Here is a 17472-nt window from a genome sequence, read left to right on the forward strand (position 1 = left end):
ACATGGAAAAATGGAAATCTCAAATGCAGCATCACAAGTAGGTAAAATAAGTGACTCATTCAATGCATCAGCCCACATGGTTAAAACGTTAGAGAGTCGTTCAAAAGACATTGACGATATGGTAAAACTGATTTCCAATATAGCGGTTCAAACGAATATACTTGCCTTGAATGCTGGCATTGAAGCTGCGAGTGCAGGTGCTCAAGGTAAAGGTTTTGCTGTTGTAGCTTTAGAAGTGAAAAAATTAGCTGGTCAAACGACGGAAGCAGCAGAGCATATATTCGACTTAATTAAGGAAATACAAAATGCAACAGTTCAGGCTTCCCATTCCATGGATCATGGTCTTGATGAGGTGATCCGCGGTGTCCAACAAATGAACTTAGTAGGCGAAACGTTTGAGAACATCGTATACGTTGTCGGAAATGTCAATGATCAAATTAATAAAACTTCAGCAGCTACAGAGGAAATATCAGCTACTTCAGAAGAAGTTTCTGCTTCAATGGTTGACATGATCCGTGTTACGGAGCGATCACTTAACGAATTGAAACAAGTATCCGCCTCCGTTATGGAACAGCAAGAGTCTATGGTGGAGATCGCCGCTTCAGCAGAATCTTTGGCTTCATTAGCAAATGAAGTAAAGGAAATGGTATCTCAATTTAAGATTCCTAAATGAGGTGGGGCAACATCCTTATTAATTTTAAACCTAATTATTTGGGAGCTGGTGGATTGATCGCAAGATGAAACAGCAAGCTACACGCTTTACATCGTATCGTGTCCATAACCTCAAGAAGTGATGGACACTATTCAATATAAGAAGTGTTTATACGAGAATACATAACAAACTGACGCCGGCTAATGTGAGCCGGCTTTTATGTGAACAAGAAACGATATGGGCGGAGGACTGCCATTCCCCATGGGACGAATGATTCCAAAAAAAGGTTCATTCAACCGGCTTGGCGGTTGCGGTGTTCCCCGAAGGAGTGGATTTTGGCGAGGAGAAAGCAGCATACCTTATGATCGGCAATGCGGCAGCTGGGGGAGACCATATGAAATTTGATAAGGAAATTCTTTGGATATTGATGTTAGCAAGTAATGACTGAAGTGAATTTTTCTAGATTTGAAATTGATTGTTGATCAGCTTCTTTATTGGTGATTAAGGCTGTAATGTCAGACCATTCGCATATTTTATAGAGACTTTTACGATTGAACTTCGTGTAATCACCCAAAACATATCTTTTATCCGAATGCGCAATGATTGCTTGATCAACATAGGCATCAGAGGAAGAAGGGCTGGAAGGACCGCTTAAATTACTAAATCCATCAGTTCCAAGGAAGCACAGATCCACCTGAATTTGATTGATCATGGTTACAGTCCACCCTCCAAAAACAGAAGAACTACGTTCGCGTAATTCCCCTCCAAAAAGAAAGACCTGATTATTCGATTTTATTAGAATGGTAGCCACAGGTAAAGAATCAGTAAAAATTTTGAAACCAGACTTTAGTGACAATAATTTTGCAAGTTCAACAGTAGTACTGCCCGTTCCGATAATTATAGAACTATTTTCGGGGATTAGCTCCATGGCCTTTTTGGCAATTGCTTTTTTGGCACTCGTATTTTCTTCCTGTCTGACTTGAAAAGAATGTTCAACTGCATTCTGCTTTAGAGTTGCGCCACCGTGACTTTTGACTAAAAGTCCTTTTTTTTCAAGATAAGTTAAATCTTTTCGAATGGTTTCATAAGTAACCGAGTATTTTTTGGCTAATTCTCCTACATAAACTGTTCCCTCAGTAATTAATTCTTCTAAGATTAATTCTCTTCTTTCCTCCATCAATAACATAAATGAACTCCTTATTCTTTAACCAGTATTTTTTCTCTCCATTTCACTTAAATAATAGCATAAAAACGTTTTATTTCAAATGATTCTGGGTTTTAAATTGGTTTTGATTGGTTTTTTAATCCTCTATTTAAACGTTAATCGCTAAAATAATAATAAAAAAACTCATTGACAACCAACTAAAACCAAGTATATTATTGGTATGCAAAGTAAGCGAATACAAAAAGGGGAGGGGTATAGTTTTGACAACAAAAATTGCAATAGCGTGTGATGATTTGGGTTTTGAAAGAAAAGAAGAAATTATAAAGTATTTAATTGAGGAAAAAGATGCTGAAATCGTGTATAATCCCGTTCAAACAAAAGAAGACGGTATTAATACTTTTGCGAAACTGGCAGACGAAATGTCAGTATTAATTCAAAAAGATGTATGTCGTTTAGGAATTTACATTTGTGGAACAGGGATTGGCTTTACTTGTCAAGCGAATAAACATTGGGGGATTCGTGCAGTACCCGTCACAGATCCTTATTCAGCTAAACGTGCACGATTGAGTAACAATGCACAAATTATAGGATTGGGTTGTCGAGTGAATGGACTGGAATATACAAAAATGATTATAGATGCTTGGTATGACGAACCATTTGATTTTGCGACAGCGCGCGAGAATTCTAAGAAGAATTTGTTGGAAGCGGAAAGAAATGATAGTATGCTTCTAAACAAACCTGACCATGTAGCTTGGAATATGGGCTTTAAGTCAGACGAAGAGGGGGTAAGCTAGTCTATCTAGCGATAAGATATGGAAATAATTACGCAGTTTATTAATGATTTGGGGAACTTTATTTTTATTCCAATCATTTTCCTTGTATTCATGTTGATATTAGGGAGACCGCTTTCTGAATGTATTCAATCAGCAATGAAAGTGGGTATAGGTTTTATTGCTTTATCTATGGTTATCGGTTTTATGTTGGAAAAAATGGAACCGGCTATTAAAGGATTAGCTGAAAGTACAGGTTCTTCATTGACTGCAATTGATGTGGGTGGTGCAGCAACTGCTGTCATGGGTTTTGGTTCAAGTCTTGGTGCAATTGTTATTCCTTTATGTATTGGGATTAATATTTTATTGCTTATATTGAAAATCACGGATTGTGTAAATGTTGATGTATTTAATCTTCACCAAAACGCATCAATGGGTGCAATCGTGGCCGCTTATTCTGGAAATCTTTTATATGGTGTCTTGACAGCAGGGCTTTTCCATGTATGGGCTTTGATCGCTGCTGACTTGGGTGCAAAAAATAATGGAAAGTTCTTTGGTTTACCCCAGGGAGTTTCAATTTCTCATCCAGTTGCGAACACATATTTAATGTTTGCTTATCCATTTAATTGGATTTATGACCGCATTCCAGGATTTAAGAATGTAACTGTCACTGCTGAAACCATTCAGAAAAAATTCGGAATCTTAGGCGATCCAACAATCGTAGGCTTCCTCATTGGTGTGTTGCTTGGTTTCTTTGGTTATGGATGGGAAAGTCCATATCATACCATTATTTCCAGCCTGCAATTAGGTATGTATTTAGGCGCAGTAATGATACTATTACCTAAAATGACTTCAATTATGATGGAAGGTCTAGTACCTTTGTCAAATGCTGCACGTAAGAAATTAGTTAAACGTTTTCCGAATCGCGAAATTACTGTTGGTATGGATACCGCATTAATTGTTGGAAATCCTACAGTTATTGCTCCAGCATTGTTACTAATTCCAATTATGGTTATTTTAGCGGTTGTTCTTCCTGGGAATAAAGTAATGCCTCTAGGGGACTTGTCTCAATTTGTATTCTTCATTGCTTGTATGGTTCCAGTATTTAAAGGAAACATTATTCGTACTTGGGTTACATCAATCTTTTTGTTTGGTGGAGGACTATATATTTCGTCTTGGATGGCTGCACCTACAAACGAAGTGTTCCAAAAATTTGGCGCTGGCGCACGTCCAGGAGTAATGTATTCATCATTAAATCCTTCAGCAAATCCATTCACTGCTCTATTTGCTGGAGCTAGCCATATTGGAATTATCGCTTATGTTTTAATTGGTTTGATTTTGCTTGGAGTAGGATACTTGTTAAAGAAAAAACAACTTAAAGAATTACCAAAAGGAGGTATTCAAAATGGATAAAAAAATATTAGTCGTATGTGGTAATGGTATCGCTTCTTCTTCAATTATGGTGTCCATTTTACAAGATTACCTGAAAGAGCAAAAGCTTGTAGCAGATGTTCAAAAGGCATCGTTAATGGATTGTACAACAGATCGTTTCAATAGCTATGATTTGATTGTTTCTTCCACAAAACTCGATAATCCTAATGTGACAACTAAAGTAATTGTAGGTGCAGGCCTGCTAACTGGGATTGGCGAAGAAGAAATCTTGGAAGAAGTTAAAAAAGTATTAGCGAGGTAGGTAGTTCGATGAATATTGATATTGTAGTAAACAACGCAGATGAAAACGTAAAAACCTATAGTGATGCAATCCGATTTACAGGAAAATTTTTGGTTGAAAATGAAGATATTGATCCCAAATATATTGATGCCTGTATCGATCGTGAAAAAGACTTTCCAACTGGCTTATTATTTGCAAATGATGTAGGAATTGCGATTCCACATGGAAGTTCCGATTTTGTAAAAAAAGATAGTATAAGTGTTTTACGTGCTGTAAATAATATTGAATTCGGAAAAATGGAAGACAAATCCGAAAAGGTAGATTGTAAGCTGCTATTTCATTTAGCTTTATCGTCTGGAAAACAGCATATTAGAGTCCTTAGAAAATTGGTTGGTCTATTTCAAGATGAGGAGTTTATTGCGAGTTGCCAAACTTTTGAAGTTGAAGAAACTGAGAAATACATCGCAAAAAGACTGGCAGAATAATTACTTGCAGTGGGTGAAGCACAAAAGTGTTTCACCCGCTTTCTTTATAAAAATCATATAGGGGATGAAGATAATGAAAGAATTTAAAGAAATTATCAATGAAATTGAGACTACAGGAAGCCAAATTAGTGATCAAGAAGTAAGCGGACTAGTCAATCAGATTCAACAGGCAAAGCATATCTTTGTTGCTGGTGCTGGTCGTTCAGGCTTAATGATACGAGCATTTGCCAATCGATTATTACATTTAGGATATTCAGTGAGTGTAGTTGGAGAAATAAATTCACCTCACACAAAAGAGGGAGATTTATTGCTTATTGCATCCGGTTCAGGAGAAACAAGCAGTTTGATTAACCAAGCGAAAACGGCGAAAGAAAATAAGGTCAAAATTGCTCTAATTACAACAAACACTACATCTACTCTAGGCCATTTAGCAGATGCTTATCTCATAATCCCTGCTCATTCAAAGAAGGATGCCAGCCAAACTTTACAGCCTATGGGGGCTTTGTTTGAACAAACATCACTTCTTTTATTTGATAGTTTAGTTCTTTATTTAATGAAGCAAAAGAATGAAACGAACGAATCTATGAAAAAAAGGCATGCAGATCTGGAATAATGAAACTACTAACAAACTTCTAAGGGTTGTCCTGATAATTAAGTCAGGGCAATCCTTTTCTTTAGGGGGTAAGCAGGTTAGTTTCATTAATATGACAAAGTACAATTCTGCAAATTGCAACGTGACTCATTTGGTCTTATTTTTATGAAAGCATTTTCTTATAATCAAATTAAGACCTAATCCTTAAGAATTTAAGACATACGTTTGGGGTGGGCCGAAGAATGGATCAAAAAAGTTTGGCGGTTTTAAATCAGCTTGTTCTGAATGATTCTTATGTTACAGTCCAGGAACACGCAGCAACATTTAATGTTTCAAGGCGGAAAATTTACAATGACATCACCAAAATCAACGATTGGCTAAAGGAGAGTGGATATCCCAAAATCAGTCAAGTTCGAGGACAAGGACTCTATCTTGACGAAGAGGTAAAAGTAAAGTTGAGAACGCAATTGGCTGTAAGCGAACATCCATACTATGAATATTCGCCTAATGAGAGAAGAGCTTGGATTTTTATCTTTATGGCTGTTCAGGAGCATCAACTTTTCTTAAGCGATTTTGTAGAGCTGTTCCAGGTAAGCAGGAATACGATCGTTGAAGATATCAAAAAGTTAAGTGAGGAAATAAGCGGTTTTCAACTGAAAATCGTCTCAGGAGGCAGCCAAGGCTACAACATCGAAGGTAATGAAAATGATATCAGGCAGATGTTGATTCACTATCTAAAGTTTGTAACACCTGAAAGTGGATGGTACCGCATCATCGTTGATTCATCCTTGGCAGATCAGAAGAGTCCAAAAGAATTGCTTCGACCTTATCTATTATTCAATATTCATGAGCTGCGTCTGTTAAAGAGTCTGTTAATTGAATATGAGACAAAGTTTCATATCGAATTCACTGATGAAATCTTGAACAATCTTACGGTTTGGTTTTATCTATTTTGTAAACGGATTAGGCAGGAACGATATATTGGCATCGATCCCGTTGAAAAAGAAGTTATTGATTCTACTGAAGCAATAAAAGGTGCTAAAACGTTATGTTCAAATCTCGCAGAAGAAATGAATATGACGATTCCGGAAGTTGAAGTTTATTACATCGCCAAATATTTTTTAAGCGCGAAGGTAAATTATGATTTAAACCCTATTTATGAAAATCAAGAGATGAAATTGTTATATCACGTAGTTGAAAGTATGGTTTCCGATTTTCAGCTATATGCAGCTGTTAATTTTTCCGAAAAAGAACAAATGATTAAAAATTTATTTATCCATTTAAAGCCTGCATATTATCGAATAAGGTATGGGATTAAAGTTGAGAATATTTTGCATTTTTCTGTGGAGCAAAACTATCCTGAAATCTACCGCCTAACCCAAAAAGTAATTCATCATTTTGAAAGTCTGATCCATCAGCCTGTAACGGATAGTGAATTGGCCTATGTAGCCATACATTTTGGAGGATGGTTGCGGAGAGAAGGAATTACTTTAAGTTCGACACGAAAAAGGTTGTTGATTGTATGTACAAGTGGACTCGGCACATCCCGAATATTGGAAACGCAGTTAGAAGGGTTATTATCCAATGTTGATATTGTGGGAGCAGTATCTTTAAGGGATTACGAAAAAAAAGATTTTTCTGCAAAGTCAAACATCCGCCCCTAAATATATTTCTACAATGTGTGTCTCATTCGTAGTCATTTTCCATCCTTGTATTGACGAGCAGATTTCCTAATGCTATAATTCAATTAATCAATTGAATATTAAAAAATATGGTTATAAACAACTGTAAAAAATATCGAATTTGGAGGGATGAATATGTATAAATCTGTAATTGTTGGAACTGGTCCAGCAGGACTGACCGCAGCGATCTACCTGGCTCGTGCTAATATGAATCCGCTCGTCATTGAAGGACTTGAACCAGGAGGACAGCTTACAACAACAACTGAAATTGAGAATTATCCTGGATTTCCAGAAGGCATCATGGGCCCCAAATTAATGGATAATATGCGTAAACAAGCGGAACGCTTCGGGGCTACATTTCTTAATGGTTGGGTAAAGACGGTAGATTTGGAAAAACGGCCGTTTAAACTGGAAGTGGAGGGCAAAGGTGAAATCATTACTGAGACTCTGATCATTTCAACCGGTGCCAGTGCGAAATATTTAGGAATACCAGGCGAAACAGAAAATGTAGGCCGGGGAGTTAGTACTTGTGCCACTTGTGATGGTTTTTTCTTTCGAAATAAGGAACTCATTGTAGTGGGTGGAGGCGATACTGCATTGGAAGAAGCAAACTTTCTAACACGATTCGCTTCCAAAGTTACTGTGGTGCATCGTCGAGAAGAACTGAGAGCCTCAAAAATTATGCAAGATCGCGCTCGTTCAAACCCAAAAATTGAGTGGGCTTTAAGCAGGACCCCACTTGAAGTTGTTGCGGAAGAGCGTGGAGTGACAGGATTGAAAGTCCGGAACCATATCTCAGGCGAAGAGGAAATCCTACATGCACATGGTGTATTTGTAGCCATCGGCCATCATCCGAATACGGACTTTTTAAATGGTCAAATTGAAACGGATCAGAACGGCTATATCGTTACAGTACCCGGCACATCAATGACAAATATTTCAGGTGTGTTTGCTTGTGGAGATGTACAGGATACTCGCTATCGTCAAGCTATTACTGCAGCAGGGACTGGAGCCATGGCGGCCATGGATAGCGAAAAGTTTATCGATTCTTTGGAAAATAATTAAAACGTCGTAACCGAATAGAACGTTTTGAAGTTTCTCGGAATCTAAGGATTTTAGTGACAAGTACAAGTATTGAAAATATGGAAAGGAGCATTTTAAAATGCCGAATCAAAAAGTGAATATGAATACGGTTTGGTTCAAAGACGCGAAAGGTTTTGGTCGTGTGAAAGGCGACAATTTACAAACCCAAATTGCTATCCCTGTTATGAAAGGCGGAAGTGGAGAAGGTGCTAATCCACAACAACTCCTGATGTCCTCTGCCATTGCTTGTTATGCTCTGACACTAGCGTACATGCTCGATCGCAAGAAAGTACCCGTTGTCGGGTTCTTTATGGACACAGAAGGGGACATAGCTAGAGGGGACCAACTGAGCATTACACATCGTCCGCATGTTGTTTTATCCTCGAGTGCATCAAAGGAAGATATCACTGTGGTCGAAGCATTATTCTTACAAGCAGAAGAAAAATGCCACATTGGTCAGCTGCTTGTCAAAGCAGGTGTGCCGGTAGGTACCGAAGGTAAGGTATCGATTGATGCTGGAGATGATCTGACAAGTAACTATATTGAACAACATCAATTGGAATGGTAAACCATCCATTAAAAAAGGAGATCTTAAAATGAAAAAAATTACCTTTAAATCAGAATTTGATACAGCTATCCGTTCCCCCAAAATTACAGTTGCTGTTTTTAAAGCAGACTGGTGCCCGGACTGCAAATTTATTGATCCATTCATGCCTGAAGTTGAAGAAAAATTTGCGAATGATCTGGATCTCATCGAGGTGGATGTAGATCATGTAGGTACTGTAAGTGAAGAACAAAATATTATGGGTATTCCAAGCTTTGTTACCTATGTCGACGGTAAAGAGCTTACTCGATATGTCAACAAGCTTCGTAAATCACGCGAAGAGATAGAGGATTTTCTGCAAAGTGCTGTTGAGGTATATAACAAACGTTTATAAGGGATTTTTCGCTATTTCGTATCAATATAGAAACTACTCGAAGAAGCCACGTTTACCTCAAAAAGCAATTTGGCATAAAGAACGGTACGACACCAACTTAGAAGGCCTCATTAAAGAATATGATCAAACGATCTCTAACTACATGGATAAACGTACAAATGGAAAAGAAACAAGAGGTTGGAGTCAAGAAATATCCTCCTTCTATAACCACATTTATTATCTTGAAGTGAGAAGAATGTTGGAGCAGCAAGGATTTGGTTTCAAGTAATTTCATTGATGGAAGAGTGTTTTCCCAAATTACATGAAAATCAATGTCTTAGGTAAAACAAGCCCTAAGCCGAAGATGGAGCCAATTTGGATATCTGCTTTAATGGAGGAAAGCTGCCCTATTTAACAGGCTTCTGTGGTGGTGCAGCCATAACTTGGTTCTCAGTTCATTTTATAAACGTTAGAATGAGAGTCTTTTTATATGCATTGTTAGGGATTAGATAAGTTGATTTAATTGTTGCTAATATACGAACGTCTACGTTATAAAATGACAATAATAAAACTTGGAGGTTTTTTTGTGAATAATTTTCAATCTGTTGATGCTCTTTTTAAACCATTCGAAATGGGAAATCTCAAACTATCTAATCGTATTATAATGGCACCTATGACTCGAAATTTTTCTCCAAATGGAGTGCCAGGGAGGGATGTCGCTGCGTATTATCGTCGTAGAGCTGAAAATGGTGTTGGACTTATTCTAACAGAGGGTACATTTATCAACCATCCTGATGTTGCATCCGAGGTGCCAGCATGGCAGGAGGACGTACCACACTTATACGGAGAAGAGGCGCTAAATGGATGGTCAGAAGTAGTTAATGGTATCCACGAAGTCGGTGGCAAAATTTTCTCGCAAATATGGCACATGGGTGCACGTGGTAACGTCAATGATTACTCTAAACAAGAAATTTCGGAATTAGTTGAAGCCTTCGTGCAGGCAGCAGTCAATGCTAAAAAAGTTGGGTTTGATGGCATCGAGATTATGGCGGCACATGGATTTTTAATTGATCAATTCTTTTGGAAAAAAACAAACTCGCGTAACGATGAATACGGTGGTGATATTGTCAATCGTACGCGCTTTGCTAGTGAGGTTATCGCAGCTTGCCGAGTTGCTGTTGGACCAGAATTTCCAATTGTGTTGCGAATCTCACAGTGGAAATATGATGCGTATACAGCAAAATTAGTAGAAACTCCAGAACAACTACAACACTTCTTAACACCATTAGTTGATGCAGGCGTTGACATCTTTCATGCTTCTATTCGTCGTTTTTGGGAACCGGCTTTTGAAGGATCTGACTTGAATCTTTCAGGATGGATAAAAAAACTGACAGGGAAACCAACAATTACAGTTGGATCTGTCGGTCTTGACGCTGATTTTTTGGATTTCTTTGCTACCGGGGAAGAGGCTAATGGCAAAGCCAACAAGATGGGTGATTTAATCGAGAGATTGGAACGTGAAGAATTCGATTTGGTCGCAGTCGGGCGCGCATTATTGGCTGACCCTGACTGGGTAAACAAAATCCGCGATGGACGAACAGAAGAATTACTTCCGTTTACGCGTGAGGCAATCGAAACACTGTATTAAACGGGAGTATGAAAAATAACGAAGGACCTATATCGATTTGAAATGCACCCCCTAGAATATATTAGATAAACCCTGAGTTTAACCAATGTGTTCTAAGGGTTCATTTTTTTATGGCTATTCGCATGCATATTTTGGAAGGTTGGATATAAAAGATTCATTAAATATCTGGATATTCATGGTTTCCAAGGTGTCCCCTCTTCGCATAAAAAGAACTTGACTTAAATGCCTATGCATTCTATAATTCAATTAATCAATTGAATAATGTCTTCTTGTTTTTGATTAAAAGGAGGCATTTAATGAGAGAAACTTGTTGATTCAATCGTAGGATCTATGAAAAAGCGTAAGCAAGGAAAAAATTCTGAGCGTGATGAATAAAAGCTCAGAGTACACTAAAATTTCTAATGAATAGAGGGTTTTTTTATGAGTCATCAAGACAGTTTGTTTAAAAAATCGAATTTTAAACGTATTGGAGAATTTAACTCGGTTTCTCCAGAGATATTCAAGGCGTTTGTAGCCTTTGAAAAGTTAGCATTGGCTGAAGGTAAACTTACAGCAAAATACAAGGAACTAATTGCAATTGCTATAGCCCACACCACGGGATGCCCTTATTGCATTGAGGTTCATGTAAAACAAGCTAAGAAACATGGTGTTTCAAAAGAGGAAATGGCAGAAGCTATAATGGTTGCCACCGCGCTCAAGGCAGGTTCGGCGATGGCTCATGGCGTTAATGCTTTAAATGCGTATGATGGTACCGATGACGACGAGTTATACCGTGCATCTTATATTAATAGACTACGGGAGTTTACCCAATTAAGTGATTCGTTTAAATCCTTTGCTTCTTTTGATCAGCAAGCGTTGAAAGCCAGCATACTCAGTACCAAGGAAAAAGAATTGATTGCGGTTGCGGTTGCCCATACCACTGGGTGTCCATATTGCATTGATATTCATACGAAAGCAGCTAAAAAAGCCGGAGCAACCAAAGAAGAACTGGCTGAGTCGATTATGGTAGCTACTGCATTAAAAGCTGGTTCCGCTCTTGCTCATGGAGTAAATGCACTGGTTGCATTTGACGAATAACTAAAACTGAGAAGGGGTAGAAACATGAAAATTGAAATCTGGTCTGACATTGCATGTCCATTCTGCTATATTGGTAAACAAAATCTGGAGCGAGCCTTAGATGGATTACCGTATAAAGATGAAATAAGTATTGAATACAAAAGCTTTGAGCTTGATACGGGAGCTTCTTCGTATGATGGAACAAGTTTTGTAGAAAAATTAATCCCTAAATTTGGCGGAAGAGAACAAGCAAAAGAATTTCTTAGCCACTTAACTCAACAAGCCAAGAACGTGGGATTATCCTTTCAATTAGATAGTCTTAAACCCACCAATACACTGGATGCTCATCGTTTATTAAAATGGGCAAAAACGAATGGCAAAGAAACAACGTTGAATGAAAAATTACTTATTGCACATTTCACTGAATCAAGGGATGTAGGAGATTATGATACACTGGCCGATATTGCAGAAACGGTTGGATTAAACAGAAAAGAAGCCCTCGGAGTATTAAAAAATAAGGATCTTTATAAAGATCAAGTACGAAAAGATCAAGATGAAGCTCGTAGAGTTGGGATTAGCGGGGTACCGTTCTTTATATTCAACCAAAAATATGCAGTTTCAGGGGCACAGCCGACAGAATCTTTTTCTCAAGTGTTGGAGAAAGTTTGGGAAGAAGAGCATCCGGTAGCTAAGTTTGAAATTCTTTCTGATGAAACCTCTAGTGAAGGACTATGTACTGATGAAGGGTGTGCGATCCCGCCTAAAAAGTCATAAAGGACAAGCGAGGATTCAATTAAGATAGGTCTATGAAAAATATAAAATAGAGGAGTCCTAAATATGAGTAAAATGAACGGTGTAGATGTGAATATGCTCGGAAGCTTGGCAGAAAAATATAAGGAAAATCCTGAGGATGCGATTACAAGTTTTGCTTCTACAGTAAAATGGAAAGATGGGTTTTACTCGGAGGCCGAGGTTGGGGACTATAAGCCGGTACCCATTGATGAACCAGAGTGGCTATCCGGAACTGGAAAAGGGCCTAATCCCGTTGAACTTTTGTTAAGTGCACTTGGCGCTTGTGTAGGTGTTGGATTCATTGCAACAGCTAGTGGTATGGGGATTAAAGTAAATTCGTTGGACGTTGATGTTACTGGCGAAATAGATCTGAACGTTTTCTTTGGCTTAAAAGAGGGGAATTCTGGCTTTGATGAAATAAACGTTCGTTTCAATGTGGACAGTGACGCAGATGAAACGCAGGTTGAAGAATTGGTTGCACAAGCCATAAAACTATCACCTGTGAGAAACACCATTGAAAGAAACGTTAAAGTGAATTCGACGTATACACTTAACAATTAAAACCATGAATACTTGATTGTTTTACTAGAAGCGTAGACATTATGCGAGGAACACATAGCATAATGTCTATTTTTTTTATAATATTAGGATCAGGGTGCTTTCGTTTTCCCTTGTGGCTAAGGACATGTGTGGTCCCTTTTGCCAAACGCCCTACATACGTCAGTAGTTAGTATATTTAAAACAGCCGACAGACCGATGTACGAACTATTCTACAGTGGTAGAAAACAGATGAAGTACAATTTTGATGAATCAAGCTTCAATTGAACCGGTCTCTTTCTTGCCATTATGGGGAGATCTGTGGCCTACCAAAAGAACAGGGGGTTTCTCTTTATACTATAGGAGAAGCTCTGGAGTAGGTTTTAATTATTCGGCAGATGAACCTAAATCCGTAATAGATAACTTAATATCATATGTTAGTAGCAGAAAACCTATAAAATACATTTTCGCAGTAAGAATGTATAGATGTGGCTTTCAGAGTTATAACGCTTACCGAGAGGCAGTGGGAAGAAGGGTAAGATACGAACCGAACGCAAGAAGCAGCAAGTGCAGCTATGGGCTTGGCAGTATTCAAACACACATTCAAAAGACCAGAAAGACCGACATTGGCCTGCAACTGCTGGTGAGGAAACTCGAAAAGAGACTTCGGCTTCTCTTTTTGCCGCTTTATATAATGGCTTTGGTAGACCTTCATAAACCGCTTGCCGGTAACGTTGTAATATGCGATCCGTTCAGCAAGCCCTAAAGATCTTTACAAGAATATCTCTATAGTTCTAAAGACCGTTCTTCATTTAAGAGGAGAGGTCAGGATTATCTGGCGAAACCAGCGATCACGGAATCGAAATGCTTGTGGTTAGAACATGGCCAGATTTATTATTAGAACGAGGAATGGGAAAGGAACTTACCGGTGAAATCATATGTGCCTTTTACTTATAAAATGATGGTCCCCTACTTGCTGCTAGTGTTGCTTACGGACGTGTTGATCGGCTATATTTCGTATTCGATGCTTGTTCAATCACGGACAGAGATGGCCGAGACGAATATTCGGACCGGCATGGAGCAGACAAGGAACAATATTCTTTACCAGATGGACGGAATTCAGCGCATATCCGATACGCTATTTGGCAGCTTGGCGTTCCAGCAAGCCATTCAGAAGAAGGGAGACCCGCTGGACATTTACTGGACGATGCTGGATGAGATCATCCCGCAGATGACTGCGCCGCTGCAGCTATCTGGGAACGATATTCGCCTTATGCTTTACACACTGAACAGCGATTTGAGCATTGTGAGTGGCGATAACCTCGCGGAGCCGATCGCGCAAAACGATTATTATATCCTGCCGTTCGATGAGATTTCCCATTCCGAGTGGTTTCGTTCGCTTCAAGCCACGGAACGGGACAACATCTGGCTGCAAATCGATACTGACAGTAAACTTGGTAATATATCACATTTTCGCCGTTTGGTATCGTATGCTGATTATAAGACCGAAATTGGCTATGTGCGTATCACTATGTCACTCGAAGACCTGTTGGGTGATTTCGTGGCCTTTCCACTCGAAGAAGGGATTACGCTACGTCTGGTCGACCGTTCCACTGGCATATCGCTTTACCATCGAGGAAAGGCCGAACAGAACGCCTCGCGCGAAGCGTATCTAAGCCTCCTGGAAGAGATCCCGGGTACTGATTTCGTAATCGAGACGCTGGTGCCCAATTCGTACTTGTCAAAGGATGCGGGTAGGTTACAGCGAATCATCATCACCGTATGTGCCATTAGCTTTGTTGTCATGGCCTTCATTGGCTATATCGTCGCCCGCCTTTCCGGGCGTAGGATGTCGAGAATCGTCAACCTTGTTCGTTCGTTCCAGGAAGGGGATTTTCTAAAGCGGATACAATTCTCCGGCAATGACGAGTTTGTACAAATCGCCGATGCGTTCAACGTGATGGCCAGTAGTATCCAAAAATTGATCGATAGCGTCTATATTGAAGGCATCCAAAAGAAACAAGCTGAGCTGGAGGCCCTGCAAGCACAGATCAATCCTCATTTCCTCTATAACACGCTGTCGACGATCGGAAGCTTGGCGAATCTCGGAGAGACGGACAAGGTGACGGAGATGGTGCAAGGGCTCTCCCGTTTTTACCGTCTCACCCTCAACCAAGGCCGTGTCTGCATTGAACTGGAGAAAGAGCTGGAACAAGTGACGACCTATCTTGCGATCCAAAGGGTAAAATATGCGGACACGTTTACGGTGCATGTCGATGTCGAGCCCGATATTCTGCAGGTGCCGGTCATCAAGCTGATTCTGCAACCCTTCGTGGAGAACGTCTTTAAGCACGCTTGGTTCGGAGATTCTATCGCGATCCTGATTAAGGCGTGTCGTATTGGCGATCTTATCGAGCTTAAGGTCATCGACAACGGCATTGGCATGAAACCCCATACGGTGGAGCGATTGCTAAACAACTCGAGGCAAGAGGGCGGTTACGGTGTCAAAAACGTCGACGAGCGCATCAAACTGTTATATGGAGATCCTTACGGCGTCCAGATCGCAAGTATTTATGGAGGAGGAACGACGGTTCGTATTCTACTCCCGGCTGGGCATCAGGATGGGCAGGGCGGCGAACCACGGCAGTAACCGTGAATTTGTATCCGTTTTCATTGAAGACCGCCATGTTGTCCTTCGGGGGGGAAAAGGTATGATACATTCAGGCATAGTGCAAATGAGTGAAACGATCGGAGGCATGTACATGAGTGTTAATCTGTTGCTAGTTGATGATGAAGTGGTCGACCTCGAATGGCTGCGCCGACGCGTCCTCGAGAGTGGGCTGAATGTTCGCGTGGCGGGCACGGCCCATAGCGGTTTTCAGGCATTGAAGCTCATGAAATCCGAACCGATCGACTTGATCTTATCGGACATTCGAATGCCGATCATGACGGGAACCGAATTCGCCCGGAAGGCGAAGACGATCCATCCGAAGGTTAAGATCGTATTTATTAGCGGCCACGAGGATTTCGGCTACGCCAAGGAAGCGATCGAGATCAATGCTTCAGGGTATTTGCTGAAGCCGGTCGAAGACCAAGAATTATTTCGCATACTGACGGAGCAGGTCGCGAAAATTGAGCAAGAACTGGAGCAGGATCGTTCCTTTACGGAAACCCTGTCGCTCGTGAACGAAGAGCTACTCCTACGGTGGTTTGAGGAACGAACGCCCGCGCCGGCCACATCGCACGTTAGTGGCGTGCTTGCGCATTATTTGGAGAAGGGGACGTCCGTGGCGCTCGTGGAAATTGACGACTTAGAATGGAAGATGCGCAACCTTCCGCCGGAAGAGCAACGCGCAGAGATTCGAAAGATCAGCCGGACGATCAAGACATTTGCAGCGGACATCAGGTTCGGTACCGTCATCGGGGGGCAGGGAAACCGATTCGTGATTCTTGCAGCCGTGCCGGAGTCTAGCTTCAATAGCTTGCTTAAGGAGCTTGTCGAACATGTGAATCGAAGTACTTCTCGCACGGTCACGATCGGCGTCGGTCGTTACGCATCCAACGAGACGGAACTCCACGAGTCTTTTCGACAGGCGCTGGCGGCGCTTGGCGCGAAATGGCTGCTCGGCAAAAATCGAATCATTCAAGGAGTGATCGATGCGCATCCTCAAAATACGCCGGGCAAGTGCATGGAAGAGAAGGTCAATCGAATGCTTGAAGCGATCTTGGACTACGACCTGGTCACAATTGACGACTGTTTGATGGAGTTGCTTCAACAGGATGTGACACTGACTGGCAAGGAAGGCGTGTACGCGCTTATCATACGCATGACGTCCAAGCTGCATGCCGATCTTCAGCAGCGAAAAGAAAATTTATACGAGCTGCTGGAATGGGAATCGCGCCAACCAGACGTACTATTTCAATTCGAGACGGTGCATGACATTCTGTCTTGGCTTCGCAGGGGATTCTTCGAGCTGTCTGAGATGCTGTACATCAAGGGACAAAGGCAGATGCGCAAACTAATTGAAGAAATCATGCGATACGTGGAGAATAACCTGGAGAAGAAAATTACGCTTAAGGAAGTCGCGGCGCATTTAGATTTTACTGCGAACTATTTGGGCCAGTTATTCAAAGAGGAGACGGGCACACATTTCAGCGATTACTTGACCGGCCTAAAGACGGATCGTGTGTGCGAGCTGCTTAAAGACCCGACGAAGAAAATTTATGAAATCGCTGATCAGATGGGCTATAAGAATATAATTTATTTCAACCGGAAGTTCAAGCAAGCAATGGGCATGACGCCGGGAGAATACCGCAAAAAGCACAAAATTTGATAGCTATATGTGTGATTGAGGTCCCGGTCGAATCATGACCGAGGGTCTTTTTTTCTACGCCTGATCAATGAACTCACTGACCTTATT

Annotated in this window: 17 protein-coding genes; 16 read left to right on the top strand and 1 reads right to left on the bottom strand. The window is 40.6% G+C overall.

Annotated elements, in window-relative coordinates:
- Positions 1–10: 10 nt before the first annotated feature.
- On the top strand, positions 11–673 hold the full coding sequence (locus tag ACQ4MX_RS00655; protein ID WP_431088760.1) for a methyl-accepting chemotaxis protein: 663 nt from the start codon (positions 11–13) through the stop codon (positions 671–673).
- A 409-nt stretch (positions 674–1082) separates the two neighbouring features.
- On the opposite strand, the gene ACQ4MX_RS00660 is transcribed toward ACQ4MX_RS00655, so the two are convergent.
- Positions 1083–1838 (bottom strand): DeoR/GlpR family DNA-binding transcription regulator, encoded by a 756-nt coding sequence (locus tag ACQ4MX_RS00660; protein WP_431088761.1) that lies wholly within the window; start codon positions 1836–1838, stop codon positions 1083–1085.
- A gap of 239 nt (positions 1839–2077) precedes the next feature.
- Between ACQ4MX_RS00660 and ACQ4MX_RS00665 the strand changes: the two genes are divergently transcribed.
- The 15 genes from ACQ4MX_RS00665 to ACQ4MX_RS00735 all read left to right on the top strand — a co-directional run bounded on the left by ACQ4MX_RS00665 (position 2078) and on the right by ACQ4MX_RS00735 (position 17385).
- The gene (locus tag ACQ4MX_RS00665; RefSeq protein ID WP_431088762.1) at positions 2078–2611 is read left to right on the top strand and encodes an RpiB/LacA/LacB family sugar-phosphate isomerase; all 534 of its coding nucleotides are present in this window, start codon (positions 2078–2080) and stop codon (positions 2609–2611) included.
- 18 nt (positions 2612–2629) lie between these two features.
- Positions 2630–4000, top strand: coding sequence for a PTS galactitol transporter subunit IIC (locus ACQ4MX_RS00670; RefSeq protein ID WP_431088764.1), 1371 nt, complete (start codon positions 2630–2632; stop codon positions 3998–4000).
- Positions 3993–4280 carry a hypothetical protein gene (locus tag ACQ4MX_RS00675; protein ID WP_431088765.1) on the top strand — a complete coding sequence of 96 codons (288 nt, stop codon included), beginning with the start codon at positions 3993–3995 and terminating at the stop codon, positions 4278–4280. The genes ACQ4MX_RS00670 and ACQ4MX_RS00675 overlap by 8 nt, the downstream gene beginning before the upstream one ends.
- An 8-nt stretch (positions 4281–4288) precedes the next feature.
- Entirely contained in the window at positions 4289–4744 is a 456-nt protein-coding gene (locus ACQ4MX_RS00680; protein WP_431088766.1) for a PTS sugar transporter subunit IIA, read from the top strand.
- A gap of 73 nt (positions 4745–4817) precedes the next feature.
- Positions 4818–5357 (top strand): 6-phospho-3-hexuloisomerase, encoded by a 540-nt coding sequence (hxlB, locus tag ACQ4MX_RS00685; protein ID WP_431088768.1) that lies wholly within the window; start codon positions 4818–4820, stop codon positions 5355–5357.
- A gap of 221 nt (positions 5358–5578) precedes the next feature.
- Positions 5579–7000, top strand: a complete 1422-nt coding sequence (locus ACQ4MX_RS00690; protein ID WP_431088769.1) for a BglG family transcription antiterminator — start codon at positions 5579–5581, stop codon at positions 6998–7000.
- 153 nt (positions 7001–7153) lie between these two features.
- Entirely contained in the window at positions 7154–8083 is a 930-nt protein-coding gene (gene trxB / locus ACQ4MX_RS00695) for a thioredoxin-disulfide reductase (protein WP_250261923.1), read from the top strand.
- Positions 8084–8180: 97 nt separating this feature from the next.
- Positions 8181–8669, top strand: a complete 489-nt coding sequence (locus ACQ4MX_RS00700; protein WP_431088771.1) for an OsmC family protein — start codon at positions 8181–8183, stop codon at positions 8667–8669.
- Between the two features lie 28 nt (positions 8670–8697).
- On the top strand, positions 8698–9039 hold the full coding sequence (locus ACQ4MX_RS00705; protein ID WP_431088772.1) for a thioredoxin family protein: 342 nt from the start codon (positions 8698–8700) through the stop codon (positions 9037–9039).
- A 565-nt stretch (positions 9040–9604) separates the two neighbouring features.
- Positions 9605–10666 carry an NADH:flavin oxidoreductase gene (locus tag ACQ4MX_RS00710; RefSeq protein WP_431088774.1) on the top strand — a complete coding sequence of 354 codons (1062 nt, stop codon included), beginning with the start codon at positions 9605–9607 and terminating at the stop codon, positions 10664–10666.
- Positions 10667–11086: 420 nt separating this feature from the next.
- A complete protein-coding gene (locus tag ACQ4MX_RS00715) occupies positions 11087–11743 on the top strand; it encodes a carboxymuconolactone decarboxylase family protein (RefSeq protein ID WP_254349315.1) in 657 nt (218 codons plus the stop codon).
- 24 nt (positions 11744–11767) lie between these two features.
- Complete coding sequence (locus tag ACQ4MX_RS00720) at positions 11768–12496, top strand: DsbA family oxidoreductase (RefSeq protein ID WP_431088776.1); 729 nt, start codon at positions 11768–11770, stop codon at positions 12494–12496.
- Between the two features lie 63 nt (positions 12497–12559).
- Entirely contained in the window at positions 12560–13075 is a 516-nt protein-coding gene (locus tag ACQ4MX_RS00725) for an OsmC family protein (RefSeq protein WP_103048574.1), read from the top strand.
- A gap of 904 nt (positions 13076–13979) precedes the next feature.
- Complete coding sequence (locus ACQ4MX_RS00730) at positions 13980–15701, top strand: sensor histidine kinase (RefSeq protein WP_431088779.1); 1722 nt, start codon at positions 13980–13982, stop codon at positions 15699–15701.
- 112 nt (positions 15702–15813) lie between these two features.
- Positions 15814–17385: a response regulator gene (locus ACQ4MX_RS00735; protein ID WP_431088780.1), complete on the top strand. Its 1572-nt coding sequence runs from the start codon at positions 15814–15816 to the stop codon at positions 17383–17385.
- Positions 17386–17472 lie beyond the last annotated feature (87 nt).

This window comes from Paenibacillus sp. 8b26 (assembly GCF_050626875.1).
Classification (GTDB): domain Bacteria; phylum Bacillota; class Bacilli; order Paenibacillales; family Paenibacillaceae; genus Paenibacillus.

Bases quoted from the DNA above. Each gene is read 5' to 3' on its own strand.
- ACQ4MX_RS00690 (WP_431088769.1), top strand. From the start codon at position 5,579: ATGGATCAAAAAAGTTTGGCGGTTTTAAATCAGCTTGTTCTGAATGAT.
- hxlB (WP_431088768.1), top strand. From the start codon at position 4,818: ATGAAAGAATTTAAAGAAATTATCAATGAAATTGAGACTACAGGAAGC.
- ACQ4MX_RS00675 (WP_431088765.1), top strand. From the start codon at position 3,993: ATGGATAAAAAAATATTAGTCGTATGTGGTAATGGTATCGCTTCTTCT.
- ACQ4MX_RS00735 (WP_431088780.1), top strand. From the start codon at position 15,814: ATGAGTGTTAATCTGTTGCTAGTTGATGATGAAGTGGTCGACCTCGAA.
- ACQ4MX_RS00725 (WP_103048574.1), top strand. From the start codon at position 12,560: ATGAGTAAAATGAACGGTGTAGATGTGAATATGCTCGGAAGCTTGGCA.
- ACQ4MX_RS00700 (WP_431088771.1), top strand. From the start codon at position 8,181: ATGCCGAATCAAAAAGTGAATATGAATACGGTTTGGTTCAAAGACGCG.
- ACQ4MX_RS00655 (WP_431088760.1), top strand. From the start codon at position 11: ATGGAAATCTCAAATGCAGCATCACAAGTAGGTAAAATAAGTGACTCA.
- trxB (WP_250261923.1), top strand. From the start codon at position 7,154: ATGTATAAATCTGTAATTGTTGGAACTGGTCCAGCAGGACTGACCGCA.
- ACQ4MX_RS00680 (WP_431088766.1), top strand. From the start codon at position 4,289: ATGAATATTGATATTGTAGTAAACAACGCAGATGAAAACGTAAAAACC.
- ACQ4MX_RS00660 (WP_431088761.1), bottom strand. From the start codon at position 1,838: ATGTTATTGATGGAGGAAAGAAGAGAATTAATCTTAGAAGAATTAATT.
- ACQ4MX_RS00670 (WP_431088764.1), top strand. From the start codon at position 2,630: ATGGAAATAATTACGCAGTTTATTAATGATTTGGGGAACTTTATTTTT.
- ACQ4MX_RS00715 (WP_254349315.1), top strand. From the start codon at position 11,087: ATGAGTCATCAAGACAGTTTGTTTAAAAAATCGAATTTTAAACGTATT.
- ACQ4MX_RS00705 (WP_431088772.1), top strand. From the start codon at position 8,698: ATGAAAAAAATTACCTTTAAATCAGAATTTGATACAGCTATCCGTTCC.
- ACQ4MX_RS00720 (WP_431088776.1), top strand. From the start codon at position 11,768: ATGAAAATTGAAATCTGGTCTGACATTGCATGTCCATTCTGCTATATT.